Genomic DNA, 17647 nt, shown 5'->3' with positions numbered 1-17647 from the left:
ACTAACTGTTGCTGTGTTGCCCAGTAGCTTCGCTGAGTGCTTCACGAATTATCTCATCACTCACACCATGCCGTTTCAGGCTGGCAATCAATGTAGAAACAGTATACCCTCAAGTCGCTCGATAGGTAGTTTAAGCACTATTACTTCTTGACAAATTCCCCATCATGCTTATTGTGACTGATAGGGTTAGGGGAATCTTCCAGAGTCAAATATCACCAACACCAAACCTATTGAGATGTAAGTAATTTTTCATTTGCATTCAAAATTCTTAATGAGACTCTCTTTCATTAATTTAGATTTTAGTGTAGACTCTTTTTTAAGGACTATTGAATAAAATTCTTAATAAAGGATAGATGTAAAATGACAACTTCTACAAGTCCGCTGTCGGTGGAGCAAGACCTTACTGACTCGCCTTGGTGGGCAGGTAACGCCAGACTCACCAGCTTATCAGGGAAATTACTAGGCGCTCACGTCGCTCATTCTGGTCTGATCGTTTTCTGGGCAGGAGCTATGACTTTATTTGAGCTAGCCCACTTTAATCCAGCAGAACCGATGTACACGCAAGGCTTAATTTTGTTACCTCACCTAGCTACACAAGGTTGGGGTGTAGGTGCAGAGGGTGTAGTTTTGGATACTTATCCCTATTTCGTAATCGGAGCTTTACATCTAATTTCCTCAGCCTTTTTGGGTTTCGGAGGAATCTTTCATTCCCTGCGTGGCCCAGAAAAATTGGAAGGTAGAGTTCCTTTCTTTGGCTACGACTGGTCAGACACGGGTAAAATGACCACAATCCTTGGTATACATCTGGTTTTACTGGGTTGTGGTGCATTCTTGCTAGTCGCCAAAGCAATGTACTTTGGGGGTTTGTACGACCCAAATGTTGAAAATGTGCGGGTAATTACAAATCCGACATTAAACCCAGCCGTCATTTTTGGTTATCTGTTTGGCGCAATTAGAAAATTCTGGATTGCTGGCGTTGACAACCTAGAAGACGTGGTTGGTGGACATATTTGGGTTGGTGCAATGTTGATTATTGGTGGACTTTTCCACATAGCTACTAAGCCCTTTAGTTGGACGCATCCACTATTTGTTTGGTCTGGAGAAGCTTACCTTTCTTACAGTCTGGGCGCTTTGGCACTGATGGGCTTTATTGCAACTCTGTTTGTATCGGTAAACACCACTGTTTATCCTGAAGTTTTTTATGGGCCGGCGCTTGTAGTTAGACAGAATATCGTGCCGTACTTTTCATCACCTGACCCTGACCTTGTAACTGCTCGGACTTGGTTAGCTAATGCCCATTTTTGGTTAGCTTTCTTCTTTCTCCAAGGTCATATCTGGCACGCCTTGCGGGCGCGTGGGTTCGATTTTCGCAAAGGTAGGGTGAGTCAGGAGGCGGTAATTCCGCAACCAATTAGCTAAATTCAATTTAATGCAATAGATTTGCAATTGTCTGGAAGCATAAGCTCAACAATATTGCTAAAGATTCTCAAGGAGTACTAGAAATGACAGCAGTAATTGAAGATAGCCCATATAAGCAACAGATACCTGATGTTGGTTGGTGGGCTGGTAACTTTCGTCTCACTAATTTATCAGGAAAATTACTAGGCGCTCATGTTGCCCATTCTGCATTGATTTTGTTATGGGCTGGAGGGATGACGCTGTTTGAATTGTCGCGCTTCAATCCTAATGAGCCAATGTATGAGCAAGGGTTAATCATACTGCCTCATCTAGCGACTCTAGGTTTGGGTGTCGGTGCTGGTGGGCAAGTTATTAGCACCTATCCTTACTTCGTAATCAGTGTCTTGCATCTGATACCTTCAGTGATTCTGGCAGCTGGTGGTATTTACCACTCTCTGCTGGGGCCAGAGGTGTTACAAGATAATCCCACTTGGGCTGGCTTTTTTGGTTACGACTGGAAAGATAAGGACAAGATGACTACCATCTTGGGCATTCATCTAACGCTTTTAGGTTTGGGTGCTTTGGCTTTAGTTGCTAAGGCGATGTTTTGGGGTGGACTGTTTGATCCTTGGGCTGCTGGCGGTGGAGACGTAAGGGTAATCAATCATCCGACGCTCAACCCATTCCGCATCTTTGGCTATCTATTTGGGGCTTGGGGACCAGACGGATTAGCTGCTGTTGATAACTTGGAAGATGTTGTTGGCGGTCACATCTGGGTTGGTTTGATGTTAATTGGCGGTGGTATTTTCCACATCTTGACTAAGCCATTTGCTTGGGCACGCCGAGTTTTAATTTACTCAGGGGAAGCGTATTTATCTTACAGCATTGGTGCTGTAGCATACATGGGCTTTTTAGCAGCATACTTTGCATCAGTCAATAACACCGTCTATCCCGAAGTTTTTTATGGCCCAGTTAAAGCTATAGAAACTTCTGTTGGTATAGTTTCTGCTCGTGGTTGGTTGGTAACTTTCCATTTTGTCCTAGCGCTCATATTTCTGTTAGGTCACATTTGGCACGCTCTTCGCGCTCGTGCGATCGCAGCCGGATTTGATTTTAAAAATGGTGATATGGTTCAGCCTCCACGTGTAGAGCGCCAAACGAGTAATCAAGTAACCGTAGTCAATTCTTCCGATCTGACGCTGAAGTTTCTCAAATACTTGCCAATTTACCGCCCTGGTATATCTGCTCTGTGGCGGGGATTAGAAATTGGCATGGCTCATGGTTACTGGTTAGTTGGCCCCTTTGCGACATTAGGTTCATTAGGTTTATTACGCAATTCTAATGTGGGCAGCTTGGTTGGTTTACTAGCCACAGGCAGTTTTATTGTCATCCTGACAATTGGTTTTTCGCTTTATGGCACTACCAGCTACGAAAGACAGCAAGAAATCTATTCACGATCGGTTTCGGTTGCAACAGTTGCCAAAGTGCCACAGAGCATCAATACTGTCGCCGAATGGAGTCAATTTACTGAGGGCTTTTTGATTGGTGGAATTGGTGGAGCAATCTTCGCTTATCTGCTATTGACTAGTGTTGCTTTATTCGGTGCGATCGCAATCAACTCGATTTAATCGTGTAGTGATTTAGTACCCATGATAGTAAAGACGTAGCATTCTACGTCTTTACTATAAATTAGAGCAAGGCTTAGATTGCTCGTCGCCTCACTCCTTATTTAAACGGCTACACGTGCCGAGCTATCCTGTACCTTTACCTTTAATCGTTTGTGGTAGCACTGACGATATCATCGCAGAACGTGAGGTTCTGCAAGGATGGCGACCTTATTTAATGGAAGGCGATCGCTGTTGGGAATATCAACAAGGACAGCATTTTTTTCACTTCTTTCAACCGACTCTGGTAGCAAAACAGATTCTCGATTTCTGACAATCTCCACATCACTCAGATTCAGTTTATTCAAGTCTAAAAGTCTAAGCTATATCTACCTGTAAAAGACGACTTTATCTGCTGATGCAACATTCAACGGCTGAAATTAAGTCCTGATTGAATCAGTATTTATATCAATAAACCCACCTAGTGAGAAATGCATACATACGGCAATCCTAATGTCAAATTTGATTGGTGGGTTGGTAACGCCCGCTTTGCCAACCTCGCTGGCTTATTTATCAGCGCTCATGTAGCACAAGCAGTCCTGATGACTTTCTGGACTAAGTTCTTCCTTGGTGTATTGGCGCTCATTGCGTCAAGTTAATAATTAGATTGCTTAGGCAATGACACCTTGATTTATGTCTACCTACTGACTCAGTTAATTTAGTTTCACTCAACACCAGCTAAATAATATTTCATGCCTGCGGTTAAAAGCAGTTGACTGCGGGCACTTTTTTCTAATCTTTAGGAGGATAACTTATGCTGGCTACAATTTTTTGTGCTTCATTTGCTTGGGCTACTTTGATTTTCTTTATTTTGAGTATTTGGTTTACCTTAAAACAAGGGATAAATCATTTAAAAAAGCTACATGAAATTCCTTGTCATGCTTGTGAATATTTCACTAACGACTATCGCCTTAAGTGTACTGTACATCCAATTAAAGCTTGTTCTGAGGAAGCGTTCGGCTGTCTTGACTTTAAACCTCAAACTTCTTTCTGTAATGCTTGTCAAAAGGGTCGGCAAAAGCTTTGTTAAAATTTTCCAATTAGATAATTTCTAATCCGTAATACTCTAAATACTTATGAATCGACAATCTGATTTGCTATCCGAACTATGCGATTTTCTATATCCTCGTAGTCCATATTATGGACAATTTAAACCAGAGTATCTAGTATTTAACGCTAATCTTCAAGATTTTTCTCAACGGGTAAACTACATTTGCAGCCTCCAAACTAGTGGTAAACTTTCCCCAGAAGAGGCTTACAAACAAATTCACATCCTCTGGAGACAGTTGAAAAGTGCCAAAAAAGAATTGAAAATTCGTTAAATAGAAACAGTATTACCCTTAAGTCGCTCAAGATCGTCTCTGAGTCTTTGTTTCGATACAAGCACTGACTAATAGCTGATAACCAGAAAATCCTAACAACAGTGCTACTCGTTTCAAATCCTCAATCACATCTTCAAGAATGAAAATTGTATCTGCCTGCGATCGCAGTCCTTGCAACGATGAGTTCGGTTGTCCACCTATTGAGTATTTTTAACAAAATGCAAAAAAGCTACATTCACTGAATTGATATGGGAATAAATTTCTGCTAATAAAAGGGTTAAGGATGTAAAAACAACAATAATTTACACCCAAACTCCTTACAGACGCGATTAATCGCGTCTCTACTCCTAATTTTGTTATGCTTCTTCTGAATTTTCTCTCTTATGTCCTGGGGATGCTTCGTAAAGTGCATCGAGATGTTGACGCGCATCTTCAACGTTAATCGAACGCATTACCAAAAGTGGCTCTTTTATTAAGTTTCCAGCACTATCTAATAATTCTGGATGGGGTACAAACTGTTTTTTTGATGAATAATAACCATAGTTGCCTTGGTTATTCATTGGCGAGGAATTTGTCGGGTAAGTTCGCTCCCGATCGAAACTGAACATAATCAGATTACGAATTAAGTTGCCAACAGCTATAAATGCAAGGATTGTAAAAGCAAGAATGTAAAGCAGATGTAACATTGGATATTCCTCCAGAACAGCAATTTTTAAAACTTTATTTTGTAACGCTTTGTTTCGCCGATACCGTGACTCACAGTTAAGATGACTATTTTACGCACTTTTCAATGCGCTTACATTTATATGGAACTATTTGTCAACCGTTATTCCACTTACGGTAGCATAGGATACATTCTTTTGCTAATCTAGTTAATCTTAAGAAATTGTTAAGAATTTTATACTATCTTTTTAACGATTGATTTACCATCTTGCCTAGACGCTTTCTTGGTAAGTTAAGAGACATCGCTAAGTAGTCTGCCGAAATTTAGCCCTTAGACTTCACGTCCTTGACGAAAGCGCATTGCGACATTCCAGCATTCTGTTACTAATTCATGCCAAGGCATTAACGTTGCCATATCAATTCCGACTTGTTTATCAGTTGCATTAAATAGCATCTTCGCCGTATTTAGTTCATCTTGCGCTTGCTTAACCCGCAAGAGCAAGTCAGATTGCTCTTGGTGACTCATAAATGATAGTTCCTCAGTTTCGAGTAAATGGCGCGATCGCGTAAACCAATGCTGAAAATCTTCCAGCAGCGGATCTAAAACCGTTTTCAGCAACTCTGTCCCTGGTAAATTTGAGTCTGGCATAAATAAGAGGTATATTTCAAACTTGCTTACTAATATTAACGTTATTTACGTTTCTTAACACTTTTCTAATTTATCTCATAATTCCCCGATGTAAAAATTTGTAACAAAGAGTACAAAATTTATTATATAGTCTTGATATCTGGTTTGTACAGTGCCTTTGGACAGGCATCTATAGGTATATATGACATCGAGTTGCAATTCATAAGATAATTTAGCGATGTCTACGACGGGCTACGCCTACGCAGCCAATCCTGAATTTGACATTCAGGTAAAAAAGCAAAAATTTATTTTTATCTTTGGATTGAAGAAGAATTCAGGACTCAGAATCAAAATAGTGGGGAATTCAAACCCGCCACCTAGAAACACCATTAAAGAAAATATATTTAGCGGAGTCTTAAACCCCTTTATTTATTACGCCAGTCGAATTCCAATTCATTCTGACTTCTGAATTCTTTGTTGATAAAGCTTAACTGGCAAAAACCAAAGTCGTTATAGTTGAATAAGCCTACAGATTTAGATAAATCACCTTTTGTAATCACTTCGCCAACGGTTCAGCAGCCAATGTCGCTAAAATCATCGACTCAGTCCGAACACTCAGAACAAGTTGAAAAAATTTATTTACCGCGTACCAGCGAATCGGAGAACTTAAAAAAGATTCGCCACACTGCTTCCCATATTATGGCAATGGCAGTACAAAAGCTGTTTCCCAAGGCACAAGTTACAATCGGCCCTTGGATTGAAAACGGTTTTTACTACGACTTCGACAATCCAGAACCATTTAGCGAAAATGATCTCAAAGCCATCAAGAAAGAGATGGCGAAGATTATCAATCGCAAGTTGCCAGTAATTCGGGAAGAAGTCAGCCGCGAAGAAGCCGAACGCCGGATTCAAGGAATTAATGAACCTTACAAGCTAGAAATCCTGGGAGATATCAAAGAGGAACCAATCACGATTTACCATCTGGGGAATGAATGGTGGGATTTGTGTGCGGGGCCTCATCTGGAAAATACTAGTGAATTAAACCCGAAAGCAGTTGAACTAGAAAGCGTTGCTGGCGCTTATTGGCGTGGGGATGAAACCAAAGCCCAATTACAACGCATCTATGCCACCGCTTGGGAAAGTCCAGAACAACTCGCTGAATATAAGCGACGTAAAGAAGAAGCGTTGCGGCGAGATCACCGGAAATTAGGTAAAGAACTGGGATTATTTATATTTTCCGATCTAGTAGGGCCGGGTTTACCTTTGTGGACACCCAAAGGCACTCTGTTACGGAGTACTTTAGAAGACTTCCTCAAGCAAGAACAGGTAAAACGGGGTTATTTATCTGTAGTAACACCTCACATTGCCAGAGTAGATTTGTTTAAAACCTCTGGACATTGGCAGAAATATAAAGAAGATATGTTCCCCTTAATGGCAGATGATCAGGAATCAGCTGCACAGGAACAGGGCTTCGTTATGAAGCCGATGAACTGCCCTTTCCATATCCAAATATATAAGAGTGAGTTACGCTCTTATCGGGAATTACCGATGCGACTGGCGGAATTTGGTACTGTTTACCGCTACGAACAATCAGGGGAATTGGGCGGTTTAACACGGGTGCGCGGTTTTACTGTGGATGATTCTCACCTGTTCGTCACCCCAGAACAGCTAGATAGCGAATTCCTCAGTGTAGTGGATTTGATTTTGTCGGTGTTCAATAAGCTGCAACTGAAGAACTTTAAAGCTAGACTCAGTTTCCGCGATCCTGCTAGTGATAAGTACATCGGTTCAGATGAAGTTTGGGATAAAGCCGAAGGTGCGATTCGCCGTGCAGTTGAAACCTTGGGGATGGAACACTTTGAAGGGATTGGAGAAGCGGCTTTTTATGGGCCAAAACTTGACTTTATCTTTAGTGATGCCCTAGATCGGGAGTGGCAATTAGGAACTGTGCAGGTTGATTACAATTTGCCAGAACGCTTTGAGTTAGAATACGTCGCCGAAGATGGTGTTCGCAAACGTCCAGTGATGATTCACCGTGCGCCTTTTGGTTCACTGGAACGGTTGATTGGGATCTTAATTGAAGAATATGCGGGTGATTTTCCTTTGTGGTTAGCACCAGTGCAAGCTAGATTACTGCCAGTGGGTGATACACAGCTAGACTTTGCGAAAGATGTGGTGGCGAATATGAGAGCGTTAGGCATCCGTGCAGAAGTTGATACCAGTGGCGATCGCTTAGGTAAACAGATTCGCAATGCAGAGAAAGAAAAAATACCTGTGATGGCAGTGGTGGGAGCTAAGGAAGTGGAAACCAACACCTTAAGTATCCGTACCCGCGCCTCTGGGGAATTGGGAGTTATCCCTGTCGATGAGGTGGTGGATAAGATGAAGGATGCGATCGCTAAGTTCGAGAACTTTTAAAATCTAACCGCAGACGCACACTAATCACAATTGGTGTGCGTTTTGTTTAGTAGATCAGATTATTGGCTAGCTGGTAGATTTTGGCGAAGGTGCGATGTCTACGATGAGCTTCTCTACGAGAGGCTACGCGTAGCTTGCTTCTTGAAGGGTACGCTTACGCAGCGTATTTAATATCAAATACTCATTAATGGAGTTCCAAGACTCATTAATGGAGTTTCAAGACTCATTAATGGAGTTCCAAGACTCATTAATGGAGTTCAAAGCCTCATTAATGGAGTTCAAATACTCATTAATGGAGTTCAAATACTCATTAATGGAGTTCAAATACTCATTAATGGAGTTCAAATACTCATTAATGGAGTTCAAATACTCATTAATGGAGTTCCAAGACTCATTAATGGAGTTCAAATACTCATTCACGAGTATCAAATACTCGTTGACGGAGTTCAGAAGTGGATTCATCCAGTTCAAATACTCATTTTAATTTTAAATTTTCACGGTATCTGGAAGATCAGAAAGTATCAGAGACAACAAAACTTTTCTCAATCACCGCACTCAAGAAAACTTTTCGAGTTACTCAACATTGATAAGATTGATTCAAAGACTTGTGGAATCTGCTTTTCCTAAACAGACTAGACTTGCATAAATTACTATCAACAATTTTTGACTGACATCATGAATCGCTTTGCCTCTATTTTGCTGGCCGGCTTGATAGCATCTGCATCAGCTTTGGCTATTTCTCCAAAAGCTGATGCTAATACATCAGTGGATTATCTTGCTGGGTTAGATAGCTACGGCTATCAACACAACGATGATCGTAACTATGAACTTCAGAGTCGTCACCACAGAAATGGTGATTATGACCGCCAGAACGACCTTCGCAACATTCGTGACAATAACGATCGCTATGAGCGCGATCATAACCGTCGCTATGAGCGCGATCATAATCGCCGCTATGAGCGCGAAAATAACCGTCGTTATGAGCGCGATCATAACCGTCGCAACATTCGTGACAATAATCGCCGTTATGAGCGCGAAAATAACCGCCGCTATGAACGCGAAAATAACCTTCGCTACATTCGTGACAATAATCGCCGTTATGAGCGCGAAAATAACCACCGCTATGAGCGCGAAAATAACCTTCGCAACATTCGTGACAATAACCATCGCTATGAGCGCGATCGCAACTGGGGTCGTGGTTAATCCCTCCGCCTTCATTTATTAAGCTTGGTTCTAGGTGAACTGAGCATTGATTCTACTTGGCGGTAGGACAGACACAATTTCTTTTTCCACTCATTCCAATATCTGACTTTTCACTCTTATCTAGAAAACCTCGCTTCCATTCCCTAGTAACAAAGCTTGCTCAGGGATTAGGTTTAGCGTTAGTTTTTCTACACGACGTGAAAAGTCAGATTTTAATTAAATCAAGAATTTGCCCTCAGACTATAGCGGTTCCCATTCAGATGCGGTACAACATTACATCACGAGGTGTAGGGGCACGGCACTGCCGTGCCCCTACAGGTGTACCTCACGTAAACGAGAACTGCTATATAAGTCTCTTTCTCAATTACGAATTACAAATTTATCTCACGACCTTGGTCGCAACAATTGCACAAAGGTATCACTCACAGTATGGTCTTTGGTATCGGCGGCATATTGAACTAATTTTTCCTTGAGTTCTTTGGCAGCATCTAAAGGCAGTAAATTTACTAGCAAAAAGTAGACACCGCGAAAACGGGAGTCGCCCATGTGGTCAAGCAGCCGATTTTTCGCTTCATCCTTCTCGCCCAGAAAGTTCTGCACCAAAAAGAAATCCATAATCTTATCGTGGCGGAAATACCATTCTCTCTTGGCTGCACCTTCTTCGTTTTGCCACTGACGCCTGACGACCATTTTATATTTCTCATCTTCTAAAGACTGTACTACCTGGTAAAATTCATCCGCAGGTAGCGCCTGTTCATCGTTCAGTCGCATTTGATAGACTGCATCCGAGAATTTTTTTAAGGGAAATTCCTGGTTCCACTCTTGCAAGTATTCGGCTGCCATCAAATTATATTGCTGTTGTTGCAGGTGAAACAAATCGGGGTATTCACCTTGGGAGATCATTAACGCCACAACTGTTAAATCCATTGGGTTAGAGAGAACCCTTTGGTTAGGAGTTAACTCCTCTGGTGATTGCTGCTTGCTGAGGGCTGTTGCTAGATAGCTAGTGCAGGCTTGCTCGTAATTATTACCCTGAATTTTGGCATCTTTGGGCAGTCGTGGCTGACGGGAAATCAAAAATTGCTGAATTTGGGCTTGCTCAAGCGACTGTAATTTATATATCTTGGCTGTTGAGGGTGGTGTCCACTCAAGCGGCTGGGTAGTCATGATAATGTTACCCCGGAAGTAGCTTTCGACAAACTGGCAAATTTTTGCCCTGGTGTCGGCTGTGACTTCGTTGAGTCCGTCAATGCAGATATCTAACGCACCACTGTAAATTAAATTCTTGAGAAAATCAGCATCTTGTGCTTGCCCGTGCAGCTTGGCTTGAATTGCTTCAATTACCCCTTTGTCACACTTGCGGGCGGGTAAATAAACCACAATGCGCGGTGAGGTTTTCACGAGATGGCGGAGAAACATCGACTTACCCAAACCAGAATCACCTTCTAGGACAATTTGCCCGGTGATGCTGGGTAGCACCTGGGTAATTGCTTGGGGTTCTTCTGCACTGGGAACTTTCACCTGAGATTCTGGGAAGTATGTTTGGGGATTAAAATTATCTAACCCGGCATCGGCTAACAGGGAAGGCTTGAAGGGTTCAAATAATTTGCCACGGAAAAAGGGAATCCAAGCGAGGAGAAAGCCGACGTAGCCCACGCCTAAGATGCGCCTTACCCGAGGGTTCCAGAAGAAGATGGCTTGGACTTGGGGAAATTTGGGATAGGCAAAGATGAGGGCAAGCCAAAAGGCAGCATGAATCAAAATAGTAGTTATGGCGTTGAAAAACCACTGCCAACCCTTGAGGTTAACTATTACTGATTGCAGCGAATCAGCTTCGCTGTATCCAGCGTTTTTTTTTTTTTGAGATTGTTGTAGTGAGTTTCTAGGATGAGAATGTCTGGCGATCGCCAAGAGACTTTTTTCGCAACTACAGCAATTTGCTTTGCTAAGTCTGACCGTAATCGTGCCAAATCTCGACTGGGTTCCCAAGCTTGGGCAAAGATTTTGAGAGTTTTATCACCGTGATCGTGGCTTAATGAAGCAGGAATAGTTTTAGTCTCAGGAAAGCCCAGCCATGTAAGCAGTCTTTTCACATTATCACTGCCACCAGCCAGTAAATATGTCAAAGCAATAATCAAAGTGCGATCGCTTCACTAAGAAGAAGAATTTTTCATAAAGCTAAGACTTTGCTTGTTTTAATATGTATCGATATCGAAGATAATAAAATTAAGCATCCCTGGCAGGCACGCAAATGACCGAGCTTTACGGAGGAACCGATCCTAGAGACATTCCCGCCTACTCCATTAGCGATGCTGCTCGTTATTTACGCATTCCAGCAGGCACAATTCGTTCTTGGACAGTTGGGCGACACTACCCGATTTCAAAAGGTTCTAACTTCTTCAAACCCCTTATCCCAATTCGCGATCTCAAGCCAAAACTCCTCTCATTCACTAACCTAATCGAAGTTCATGTTTTAAGAGCAATTCGCAAAAATCACAAAATTGATCTAGGTAATGTACGAACCGCTCTTGATTTCCTTGAGGAGCAGTTTCAAACATCCCACCCGCTTGCTGGTGAAAGTTTTCTTACCGATGGTGTTGACCTGTTCATTGAGCGCTATGGCTCTCTGATTAATGCATCGAGAAGCGTGCAAACGCAGATGAAAGACGCTTTTAATGCTCATTTTGAGCGAATTGAACCCGACGACACTGGGCTTGCAATTAAACTGTATCCCTTTACTCGCTCTCACGAGGAAGATAGCCCTCGTGTTGTCGTCATTGATTCCCGAATCGCCTTTGGTCGCCTTGTTATTGCTGGGACAGGAATTACCACCCGCGTGTTAGCAGAACGGTATAAAGCAGGTGATTCAATTGACGATCTCGCTTATGATTATGACAGCGAACGCTTCAAGATCGAAGAAGCTATCCGGTGTGAACTACCTACTGTTGCATGATTCAACCCCAGTCCATTACTTTTTTTATAGATAGATGTCTAGGTAACAGACGCATTGTAGAAACGCTTCGCGCCTCAGGCATCACTATCAAAATCCATGACGAACACTTTGACAAAAGCGCTCAAGATGTGGACTGGTTGCCAGAGGTCGGCAAAATGGGCTGGGTCGTTTTGACCAAAGATGGCAAGATTAGCAACAACTTATTAGAAAGGATTGCCGTTGCACGCGCTCAGGTCAAGATGTTTATATTTGCTTCCCAAAGTTTATCAGGGGCAGATATGGCCGCAATTTTTCTAAAAGCAATTGTGCCGATACAAGAATTTGTTCGGAAACATCCTGCTCCATTCATTGCGAAAATCTATCGTGATGCAAGCATTGCTTTATGGAAAGACAGTCAGGCGCTAGTAGAAGAATTAGAACGGTTTTCTTAGATTGCGCGATCGCCTTTTTTGGATACTAAGGAAAAAGGGCGACGATCGCTTTTTAATTATGTGCAGATGCATTAGTATAATTCGTAATTTCTTTAGAAATAAAGGCTGTTTCTGCCCTTTCCTTGGTAAGGAGAGAGAAGGGAGTTAGGTTTTTACTAGTAAATCAGGAACCGCTACAGTTATCTTTTTACCGTCTGATAACTCAACCTAGCTAGAAATGGAATATTAATGTAAATACTACAGGAATTTAAAAAGATACGCCCAGAGTATAATAATGAGCTTCCTTAAGCGATGGTGCGTAGGCGTAGCCCGCACTTCTCTACGAGACGCTGCGCGAACGACAAGCTACTTCGGCTGCGCTCAGTACAAGTCAGTGACCATCGTAGACATCGCCTACTCAAACCACTGCACGAGATAATAACAATACCTCGTTCAATTGTTGGCGATCGTTAATGTCCTTTGATAACCTCTGCAAACTCCTGTCCGAAAAACATCCTGCTACCTTTGCCAGTTGGGTATTAGGAACACCGCAAACTTCCGTCAAAGTCCTGAAAACCGAATTGAGTATCGAACCAATTCGCGCAGATTATGTAACATTTTTACAATTAGAAGGACGCATTCTCCATCTAGAATTTCAAACCAAACTTGAATCTACGCCACCCCTACCCCTGCGGATGCTAGATTATTGGGTACGCTTGTATCGTTTATATCGTCTACCAATAACGCAAGTTGTCGTACTACTGCTTCCCCCTGCACCAGGAACAGTAATTGAAACTGCTTTTACAGTCGAAACTACTCATCATGAATATCGTGTAATTTCCATGTGGGAAGAAAATCCCGAACTATTCCTCAATGACCCAGCTTTGTTACCATTAGCACCACTGACCGCAACCACGCAACCTCAAGCTTTGTTGCAACAAGTTGTGGTCAAAGTTAGTCAACTTGAGCCAAGACAACGACCAGAAATTTCCGCGTATACCCAAATCTTAGCGGGGTTAAAATACAATCAAGACTTGATTCGACAATTATTTCGGGAGGGTATGATGCGCGAGTCAGTAATTTATCAAGAAATTCTCGCTGAAGGCGAACAACGCGGCGAACAACGTGGACGGGAAGAAGGACGAAAGGCAGAAGGACAATTGCTGATTCTCCGTCTGCTTACTCGAAGGGTGGGAGAATTACCCCAAGAAGTGCTAGCTCGTATTGAAACTCTCTCTTTAGAACAATTAGAAAATCTCGGTGAAGCATTGTTGGATTTTCAGGCGATCGCGGATTTAGAAACCTGGTTTGGTACATTAGACATAGGAGTGAAAATAACGTAGGTACAATTTATGAATTATGCCTACCAAGGATTTCGGGCAACGCATAATTAATTTCACTCCTATGTCTATTAGATGAATTTTTCCATTTGAGCCAATGTCTGATGGCGCTAGGGGAAAAAATAGTTTTAGAAGAACGAAAGCGAGTTGAGCTTGTCAGATTGCCACATTAGAGTTCAATTAACTTGAAGCCCCAAGGTTTGAGAGCCGCTAAAGCTATTTCTTCATTTACACCTTCATAAGCCTCCCATTCCAAGGGATGTTCTTTAGGATGTCCGTCGCCGACATTACCTGCAACTTTGATGATCGGACAGTTGGCGATGCGATCGCGCTCCAACCCTTTTGGCACTACTAGTTCGATTTTATGACCGACAAACTTCGCTGTACTATCATTAGCTACAGATTCACGGATTAAACAAATATCACCAGCAGTCCCCCAAGTTGTTTGGTAGATGTGGAGGAACGATATATAGGTTGCTGGTTTGATGGATCTTTTTAGAACGTGCATTATCTGTAATCCTTATACTATGAGTCAAAAATCATAAATCATACAAGTATTTTCTATCACGTTCGTAGGGAAGAATGTTTTTAACTAACATTTTGCACCTAGCCCAGGCGATTAGAAACCGCCTGGTGGAAGATGTGAAGCTCAAAAGACGATAATTGCCCACAGACTAACTCCTAAAGCGATCGCTGCTAGGTGTTGCGACATGAGCGATCGCAGTGGTTGCTTGGCAATCTTTTGCGTTAATAACATAGTCATCAACACTGAGAAAATTATCGTTGTACCTTGCAAAAAGGCAATAACAGCCGGATGAGCAACCAATATTGGTAATTGTTCCCCACTCAAACCCAGAGTAGCAAAGGTAACAGGTAAAATCCGCCCACCTTCGCCTAACCCCAAACGTAGATAGTGAGCCAAGTTGCCCCCCAACACTAATGGTAGGTAGCCATAGGCGAGTTCTACAAAAGATCGCGGCTTCCGGTTAAAATTGAACACTTGGATCAAGCCATAAGCCCCAAAGGTTAGAGCTGCTGGAATAATTAATACTAGCAGCGATAATCCCAAGTGCTGCCAAAACTGAGTTAAATCTAGTTGCAGCCCCAACCAAGATTGCAATTCTGGCAAGCGATGTAAATATATACCACCTAACAGCAAGAACAATAATGCTACTTCATAAGTGCGGGGTACATGAGTTGTCCACAGTTCAATACCAGGGGGACGCAAGTTGAACTCAACAGAACGATGGGGACAGGCTTTGACGCAAGTCATGCACAGTACGCAATCTCGGTTATCTTCTAACTGGGCTGGGTGCGAGTATAAGGGACATCCATTAGTTTCCAGCCCTTCGCCCTTTTGTGGCCCACCTTTATAACACTGATAAGTGGTGCAACTGGCAGAACATATCCCTTGCTGTGCGCGGAGTTCCGTCATTGAGAGTTTGGCAAATAAACCATTCATCCCGCCGATGGGGCAGAGATAGCGACACCAAAACCGTCGTTCAAAAAGAGCCGAGAAAATCATCGCCCCAGCAGTAATTAACAGCAGCAAACAAGCGCTGAGGTAAGCTGTATTTTCTAAATGCCAGAGTTCTTCCCATAAGAAAATTAGGGTAAATAACCCAAACATAAACCATCCGCCCCATTTCTCAGCTTGTTCTCTCGGCCAGCGTTTGAGTTTTCGCGGCCACAGCCATAAAGAGAGCTTTTGGGTGATTTCTCCATAAATCATGAAGGGACAAACAGAACACCAGATACGTCCCAAAAAGGGAAAGAGAAATAAGAAGAAAGGCCACCACCAAGCCCAAAATAGATTTAAGACGAAATTGCGATCGCGGGTTTGTGGCCCAATAAATAACACTGCAATGATGATTGCAAAAGCCGTTGCCGTAAAACCATAATTAATGCGATCGGGCCACCAGGGACTACGTAAAAACCGCCGCAAACGAGGAGAGGCATTTAACAGATTTACCCGAAATCGTTTTTTCTTAGTTTCGGCTGGCCAGAAAATTTCTTCTGTTAATTCATTCGCACCCTCAGCTTGGATGATCGCTCTTTCTACCAGATTTTTCAATTCCTTGAGGTTGCCAGGAAAATCATAAGACTGGAGGCGACGCAAAGCTTCTGGGGTAATGTGCGGTTTAGCAACACCTCTAGAGCGAGTGTAAAGACTGGTGTAATATTCAACTTGCGTCTGAATATCAGCTTTCCGCACCCGTAGCGGTGGTACTTTAATAATGTGACCAACAGAACGTTCAACTGTCGGCTGAGTTTTTTCTGAAACAATGAGAATTCTGGCTTTACTAGGACGAGGTTCGGCAGCTGAATCTCCAGAACGATTGATGGGGCTATATGTACCAGTTTTGAGCAACTGCGTCACGGCAGGTAATAATTCTTCAGGCAATTCTTGGATGTTGTTGAGAACTAGAGTGCCTTCCCCCAACCATTCCAACAATCCTGGTTTGCCGCCAGCGCGACCGAATAAATCTGCACCGCTAGTTTGGAGAATACCACAATTTACTTTAATAATGGGTTCTCGCCGTTTGGGAGAACCAAAGTGGATCAGGGCTGCTATATTGTCTTTTTCTAACCCTGGTTCTCCGAAAATATCCACTGATTTGCGGTCAGCGGCCGCTTCTCGAATTTGCTCCCGCAGCCGCACAGCATAGCGACTTGTACCGACAATTCCGCGTTGCGCCTTGGTGACTAAATATGGGCGCAAGGCAATAGAACGTTCTTGCTCATAGCCAAGTGCAGATGTTACCTGAGCTAATTCTTGAGCCAATTGACGCGAAAAAGCCTGAGCAATTTCGGGGTATTGGGTGACTAATTCCCGAAATTTAGCAGCAGGTACAACCCACAAGTGACATTCGGTTACTGTAGTAATTGTGAATGGAGTTAATTCATCTAACAGCAATTCTTTGAGTTCAATCACTGCACCGGGGAGAAATCCACAAGCTAAAGCTGGGTTGCTTTGATTGGTGGTATTGCTTTCGAGTTGACCTTCGTGAAGAATATAAAGGGCTTCTGGAGAATTGCCTTCACTAACTAAGTCAGTTTCGGCACTCACTACTTGTTCTTCAATTACTTGAGCGATCGCATTTAATACTTCAGGTGAGAGAATTCCTAAACTCGTGCGTTCTTGTAGCCATATAACCGTTTCTGGAGATGTCATATTAAGTTCTCCCTGTAGGCTGCTGTATAAGAAGAATTATCCCTGAAAGAGTATGTAAAATATCTATATTCAGTTGTTGTGTATTAATACACAATGTGTAGTGGACTTCTTGTATAAATCACAAATAAGAACGCCACCCCTTAATCCCCTGTACAGACAAGTCTTTTCCCGCATTTCTCACAAGCTTGAGGGGCAGAGAAGAAAGAACTTGTACAATAACTCTCCTCTGCTCCCCTGCTCCCCTGCACAAGCGCAGGCTTTGAGAGATGTGGTGAGAAATCCGGGTTTTGACCCAATACGGTTCAGTGAAGCAATTTTTTCTCTCTGTTTCCTCTGCGTCTCTGTGGTAGCCTGGGGCAAGCCCTGACGCTCCTTTGTCGCTAATACGCTATCGGGTTCGAGAGTGACGCTTGTTCGCTCTTAGCGTCTCCCCTTCTCCCAAAGGGAGAGGCTAACGCCAAGGGAGAAGACTC

General features: G+C 42.8%; 14 protein-coding genes and 2 pseudogenes. 11 read left to right on the top strand and 5 right to left on the bottom strand.

What is annotated here, in order from left to right; all coding sequences use genetic code 11:
* Positions 1 to 360: 360 nt before the first annotated feature.
* The 6 genes and pseudogenes from NLP_RS05000 to NLP_RS04975 all read left to right on the top strand — a co-directional run bounded on the left by NLP_RS05000 (position 361) and on the right by NLP_RS04975 (position 4384).
* Positions 361 to 1419, top strand: coding sequence for a chlorophyll a/b binding light-harvesting protein (locus NLP_RS05000; RefSeq protein ID WP_104905419.1), 1059 nt, complete (start codon positions 361 to 363; stop codon positions 1417 to 1419).
* A gap of 83 nt (positions 1420 to 1502) precedes the next feature.
* Positions 1503 to 3026 carry a chlorophyll a/b binding light-harvesting protein gene (locus tag NLP_RS04995; protein WP_104905418.1) on the top strand — a complete coding sequence of 508 codons (1524 nt, stop codon included), beginning with the start codon at positions 1503 to 1505 and terminating at the stop codon, positions 3024 to 3026.
* 115 nt (positions 3027 to 3141) lie between these two features.
* Complete coding sequence (locus NLP_RS04990; RefSeq protein WP_234017215.1) at positions 3142 to 3336, top strand: hypothetical protein; 195 nt, start codon at positions 3142 to 3144, stop codon at positions 3334 to 3336.
* Positions 3337 to 3493: 157 nt separating this feature from the next.
* A pseudogene (locus tag NLP_RS04985) lies at positions 3494 to 3628 on the top strand (chlorophyll a/b binding light-harvesting protein); the annotation flags it as partial.
* A gap of 188 nt (positions 3629 to 3816) precedes the next feature.
* The gene (locus NLP_RS04980; RefSeq protein ID WP_104905417.1) at positions 3817 to 4092 is read left to right on the top strand and encodes a hypothetical protein; all 276 of its coding nucleotides are present in this window, start codon (positions 3817 to 3819) and stop codon (positions 4090 to 4092) included.
* A gap of 46 nt (positions 4093 to 4138) precedes the next feature.
* A complete protein-coding gene (locus NLP_RS04975; protein WP_104905416.1) occupies positions 4139 to 4384 on the top strand; it encodes a DUF7219 family protein in 246 nt (81 codons plus the stop codon).
* A 356-nt stretch (positions 4385 to 4740) separates the two neighbouring features.
* On the opposite strand, the gene NLP_RS04965 is transcribed toward NLP_RS04975, so the two are convergent.
* Complete coding sequence (locus tag NLP_RS04965; RefSeq protein WP_104905415.1) at positions 4741 to 5070, bottom strand: DUF2973 domain-containing protein; 330 nt, start codon at positions 5068 to 5070, stop codon at positions 4741 to 4743.
* A 308-nt stretch (positions 5071 to 5378) separates the two neighbouring features.
* On the bottom strand, positions 5379 to 5696 hold the full coding sequence (locus NLP_RS04960; RefSeq protein ID WP_104905414.1) for a DUF2605 domain-containing protein: 318 nt from the start codon (positions 5694 to 5696) through the stop codon (positions 5379 to 5381).
* Between the two features lie 561 nt (positions 5697 to 6257).
* Here NLP_RS04960 and thrS point away from each other — a divergent pair.
* Together thrS and NLP_RS04940 are read left to right on the top strand one after the other, a co-directional pair.
* Positions 6258 to 8093, top strand: coding sequence for a threonine--tRNA ligase (gene thrS / locus NLP_RS04950; protein WP_104909780.1), 1836 nt, complete (start codon positions 6258 to 6260; stop codon positions 8091 to 8093).
* 675 nt (positions 8094 to 8768) lie between these two features.
* The gene (locus tag NLP_RS04940; RefSeq protein WP_234017214.1) at positions 8769 to 9296 is read left to right on the top strand and encodes a hypothetical protein; all 528 of its coding nucleotides are present in this window, start codon (positions 8769 to 8771) and stop codon (positions 9294 to 9296) included.
* Between the two features lie 384 nt (positions 9297 to 9680).
* Here the strand turns inward: NLP_RS04940 and NLP_RS04935 are convergent.
* A pseudogene (locus NLP_RS04935) lies at positions 9681 to 11422 on the bottom strand (NACHT domain-containing protein); the annotation flags it as partial.
* Between the two features lie 125 nt (positions 11423 to 11547).
* On the opposite strand from NLP_RS04935, the gene NLP_RS04930 reads away from it, so the two are divergent.
* The 3 genes from NLP_RS04930 to NLP_RS04920 all read left to right on the top strand — a co-directional run bounded on the left by NLP_RS04930 (position 11548) and on the right by NLP_RS04920 (position 14002).
* Positions 11548 to 12249 carry a DUF433 domain-containing protein gene (locus NLP_RS04930; protein WP_104905411.1) on the top strand — a complete coding sequence of 234 codons (702 nt, stop codon included), beginning with the start codon at positions 11548 to 11550 and terminating at the stop codon, positions 12247 to 12249.
* A complete protein-coding gene (locus NLP_RS04925; protein ID WP_104905410.1) occupies positions 12246 to 12680 on the top strand; it encodes a hypothetical protein in 435 nt (144 codons plus the stop codon). Before NLP_RS04930 ends, NLP_RS04925 begins: the two co-directional genes overlap by 4 nt.
* A 452-nt stretch (positions 12681 to 13132) precedes the next feature.
* On the top strand, positions 13133 to 14002 hold the full coding sequence (locus NLP_RS04920; protein ID WP_104905409.1) for a DUF4351 domain-containing protein: 870 nt from the start codon (positions 13133 to 13135) through the stop codon (positions 14000 to 14002).
* 166 nt (positions 14003 to 14168) lie between these two features.
* On the opposite strand, the gene NLP_RS04915 is transcribed toward NLP_RS04920, so the two are convergent.
* Both NLP_RS04915 and NLP_RS04910 read right to left on the bottom strand, forming a co-directional pair.
* Positions 14169 to 14507, bottom strand: a complete 339-nt coding sequence (locus tag NLP_RS04915) for a hypothetical protein (protein WP_104905408.1) — start codon at positions 14505 to 14507, stop codon at positions 14169 to 14171.
* Between the two features lie 141 nt (positions 14508 to 14648).
* Complete coding sequence (locus tag NLP_RS04910; protein WP_104905407.1) at positions 14649 to 17174, bottom strand: sigma 54-interacting transcriptional regulator; 2526 nt, start codon at positions 17172 to 17174, stop codon at positions 14649 to 14651.
* Positions 17175 to 17647: the final 473 nt, after the last annotated feature.

The organism is Nostoc sp. 'Lobaria pulmonaria (5183) cyanobiont', assembly GCF_002949795.1.
Taxonomy (GTDB): Bacteria; Cyanobacteriota; Cyanobacteriia; order Cyanobacteriales; family Nostocaceae; genus Nostoc.
Note: the sequence above shows the minus strand (reverse complement) of the source record. Positions and strands in the feature narration are given on the sequence as shown.

Excerpts from the sequence above, each read along its gene's own strand:
- NLP_RS04930 (WP_104905411.1), top strand. The coding sequence starts at position 11,548 with ATGACCGAGCTTTACGGAGGAACCGATCCTAGAGACATTCCCGCCTAC.
- thrS (WP_104909780.1), top strand. The coding sequence starts at position 6,258 with ATGTCGCTAAAATCATCGACTCAGTCCGAACACTCAGAACAAGTTGAA.
- NLP_RS04975 (WP_104905416.1), top strand. The coding sequence starts at position 4,139 with ATGAATCGACAATCTGATTTGCTATCCGAACTATGCGATTTTCTATAT.
- NLP_RS04995 (WP_104905418.1), top strand. The coding sequence starts at position 1,503 with ATGACAGCAGTAATTGAAGATAGCCCATATAAGCAACAGATACCTGAT.
- NLP_RS04910 (WP_104905407.1), bottom strand. The coding sequence starts at position 17,174 with ATGACATCTCCAGAAACGGTTATATGGCTACAAGAACGCACGAGTTTA.
- NLP_RS04965 (WP_104905415.1), bottom strand. The coding sequence starts at position 5,070 with ATGTTACATCTGCTTTACATTCTTGCTTTTACAATCCTTGCATTTATA.
- NLP_RS04920 (WP_104905409.1), top strand. The coding sequence starts at position 13,133 with ATGTCCTTTGATAACCTCTGCAAACTCCTGTCCGAAAAACATCCTGCT.
- NLP_RS04960 (WP_104905414.1), bottom strand. The coding sequence starts at position 5,696 with ATGCCAGACTCAAATTTACCAGGGACAGAGTTGCTGAAAACGGTTTTA.
- NLP_RS04940 (WP_234017214.1), top strand. The coding sequence starts at position 8,769 with ATGAATCGCTTTGCCTCTATTTTGCTGGCCGGCTTGATAGCATCTGCA.
- NLP_RS04980 (WP_104905417.1), top strand. The coding sequence starts at position 3,817 with ATGCTGGCTACAATTTTTTGTGCTTCATTTGCTTGGGCTACTTTGATT.
- NLP_RS04925 (WP_104905410.1), top strand. The coding sequence starts at position 12,246 with ATGATTCAACCCCAGTCCATTACTTTTTTTATAGATAGATGTCTAGGT.
- NLP_RS04915 (WP_104905408.1), bottom strand. The coding sequence starts at position 14,507 with ATGCACGTTCTAAAAAGATCCATCAAACCAGCAACCTATATATCGTTC.
- NLP_RS05000 (WP_104905419.1), top strand. The coding sequence starts at position 361 with ATGACAACTTCTACAAGTCCGCTGTCGGTGGAGCAAGACCTTACTGAC.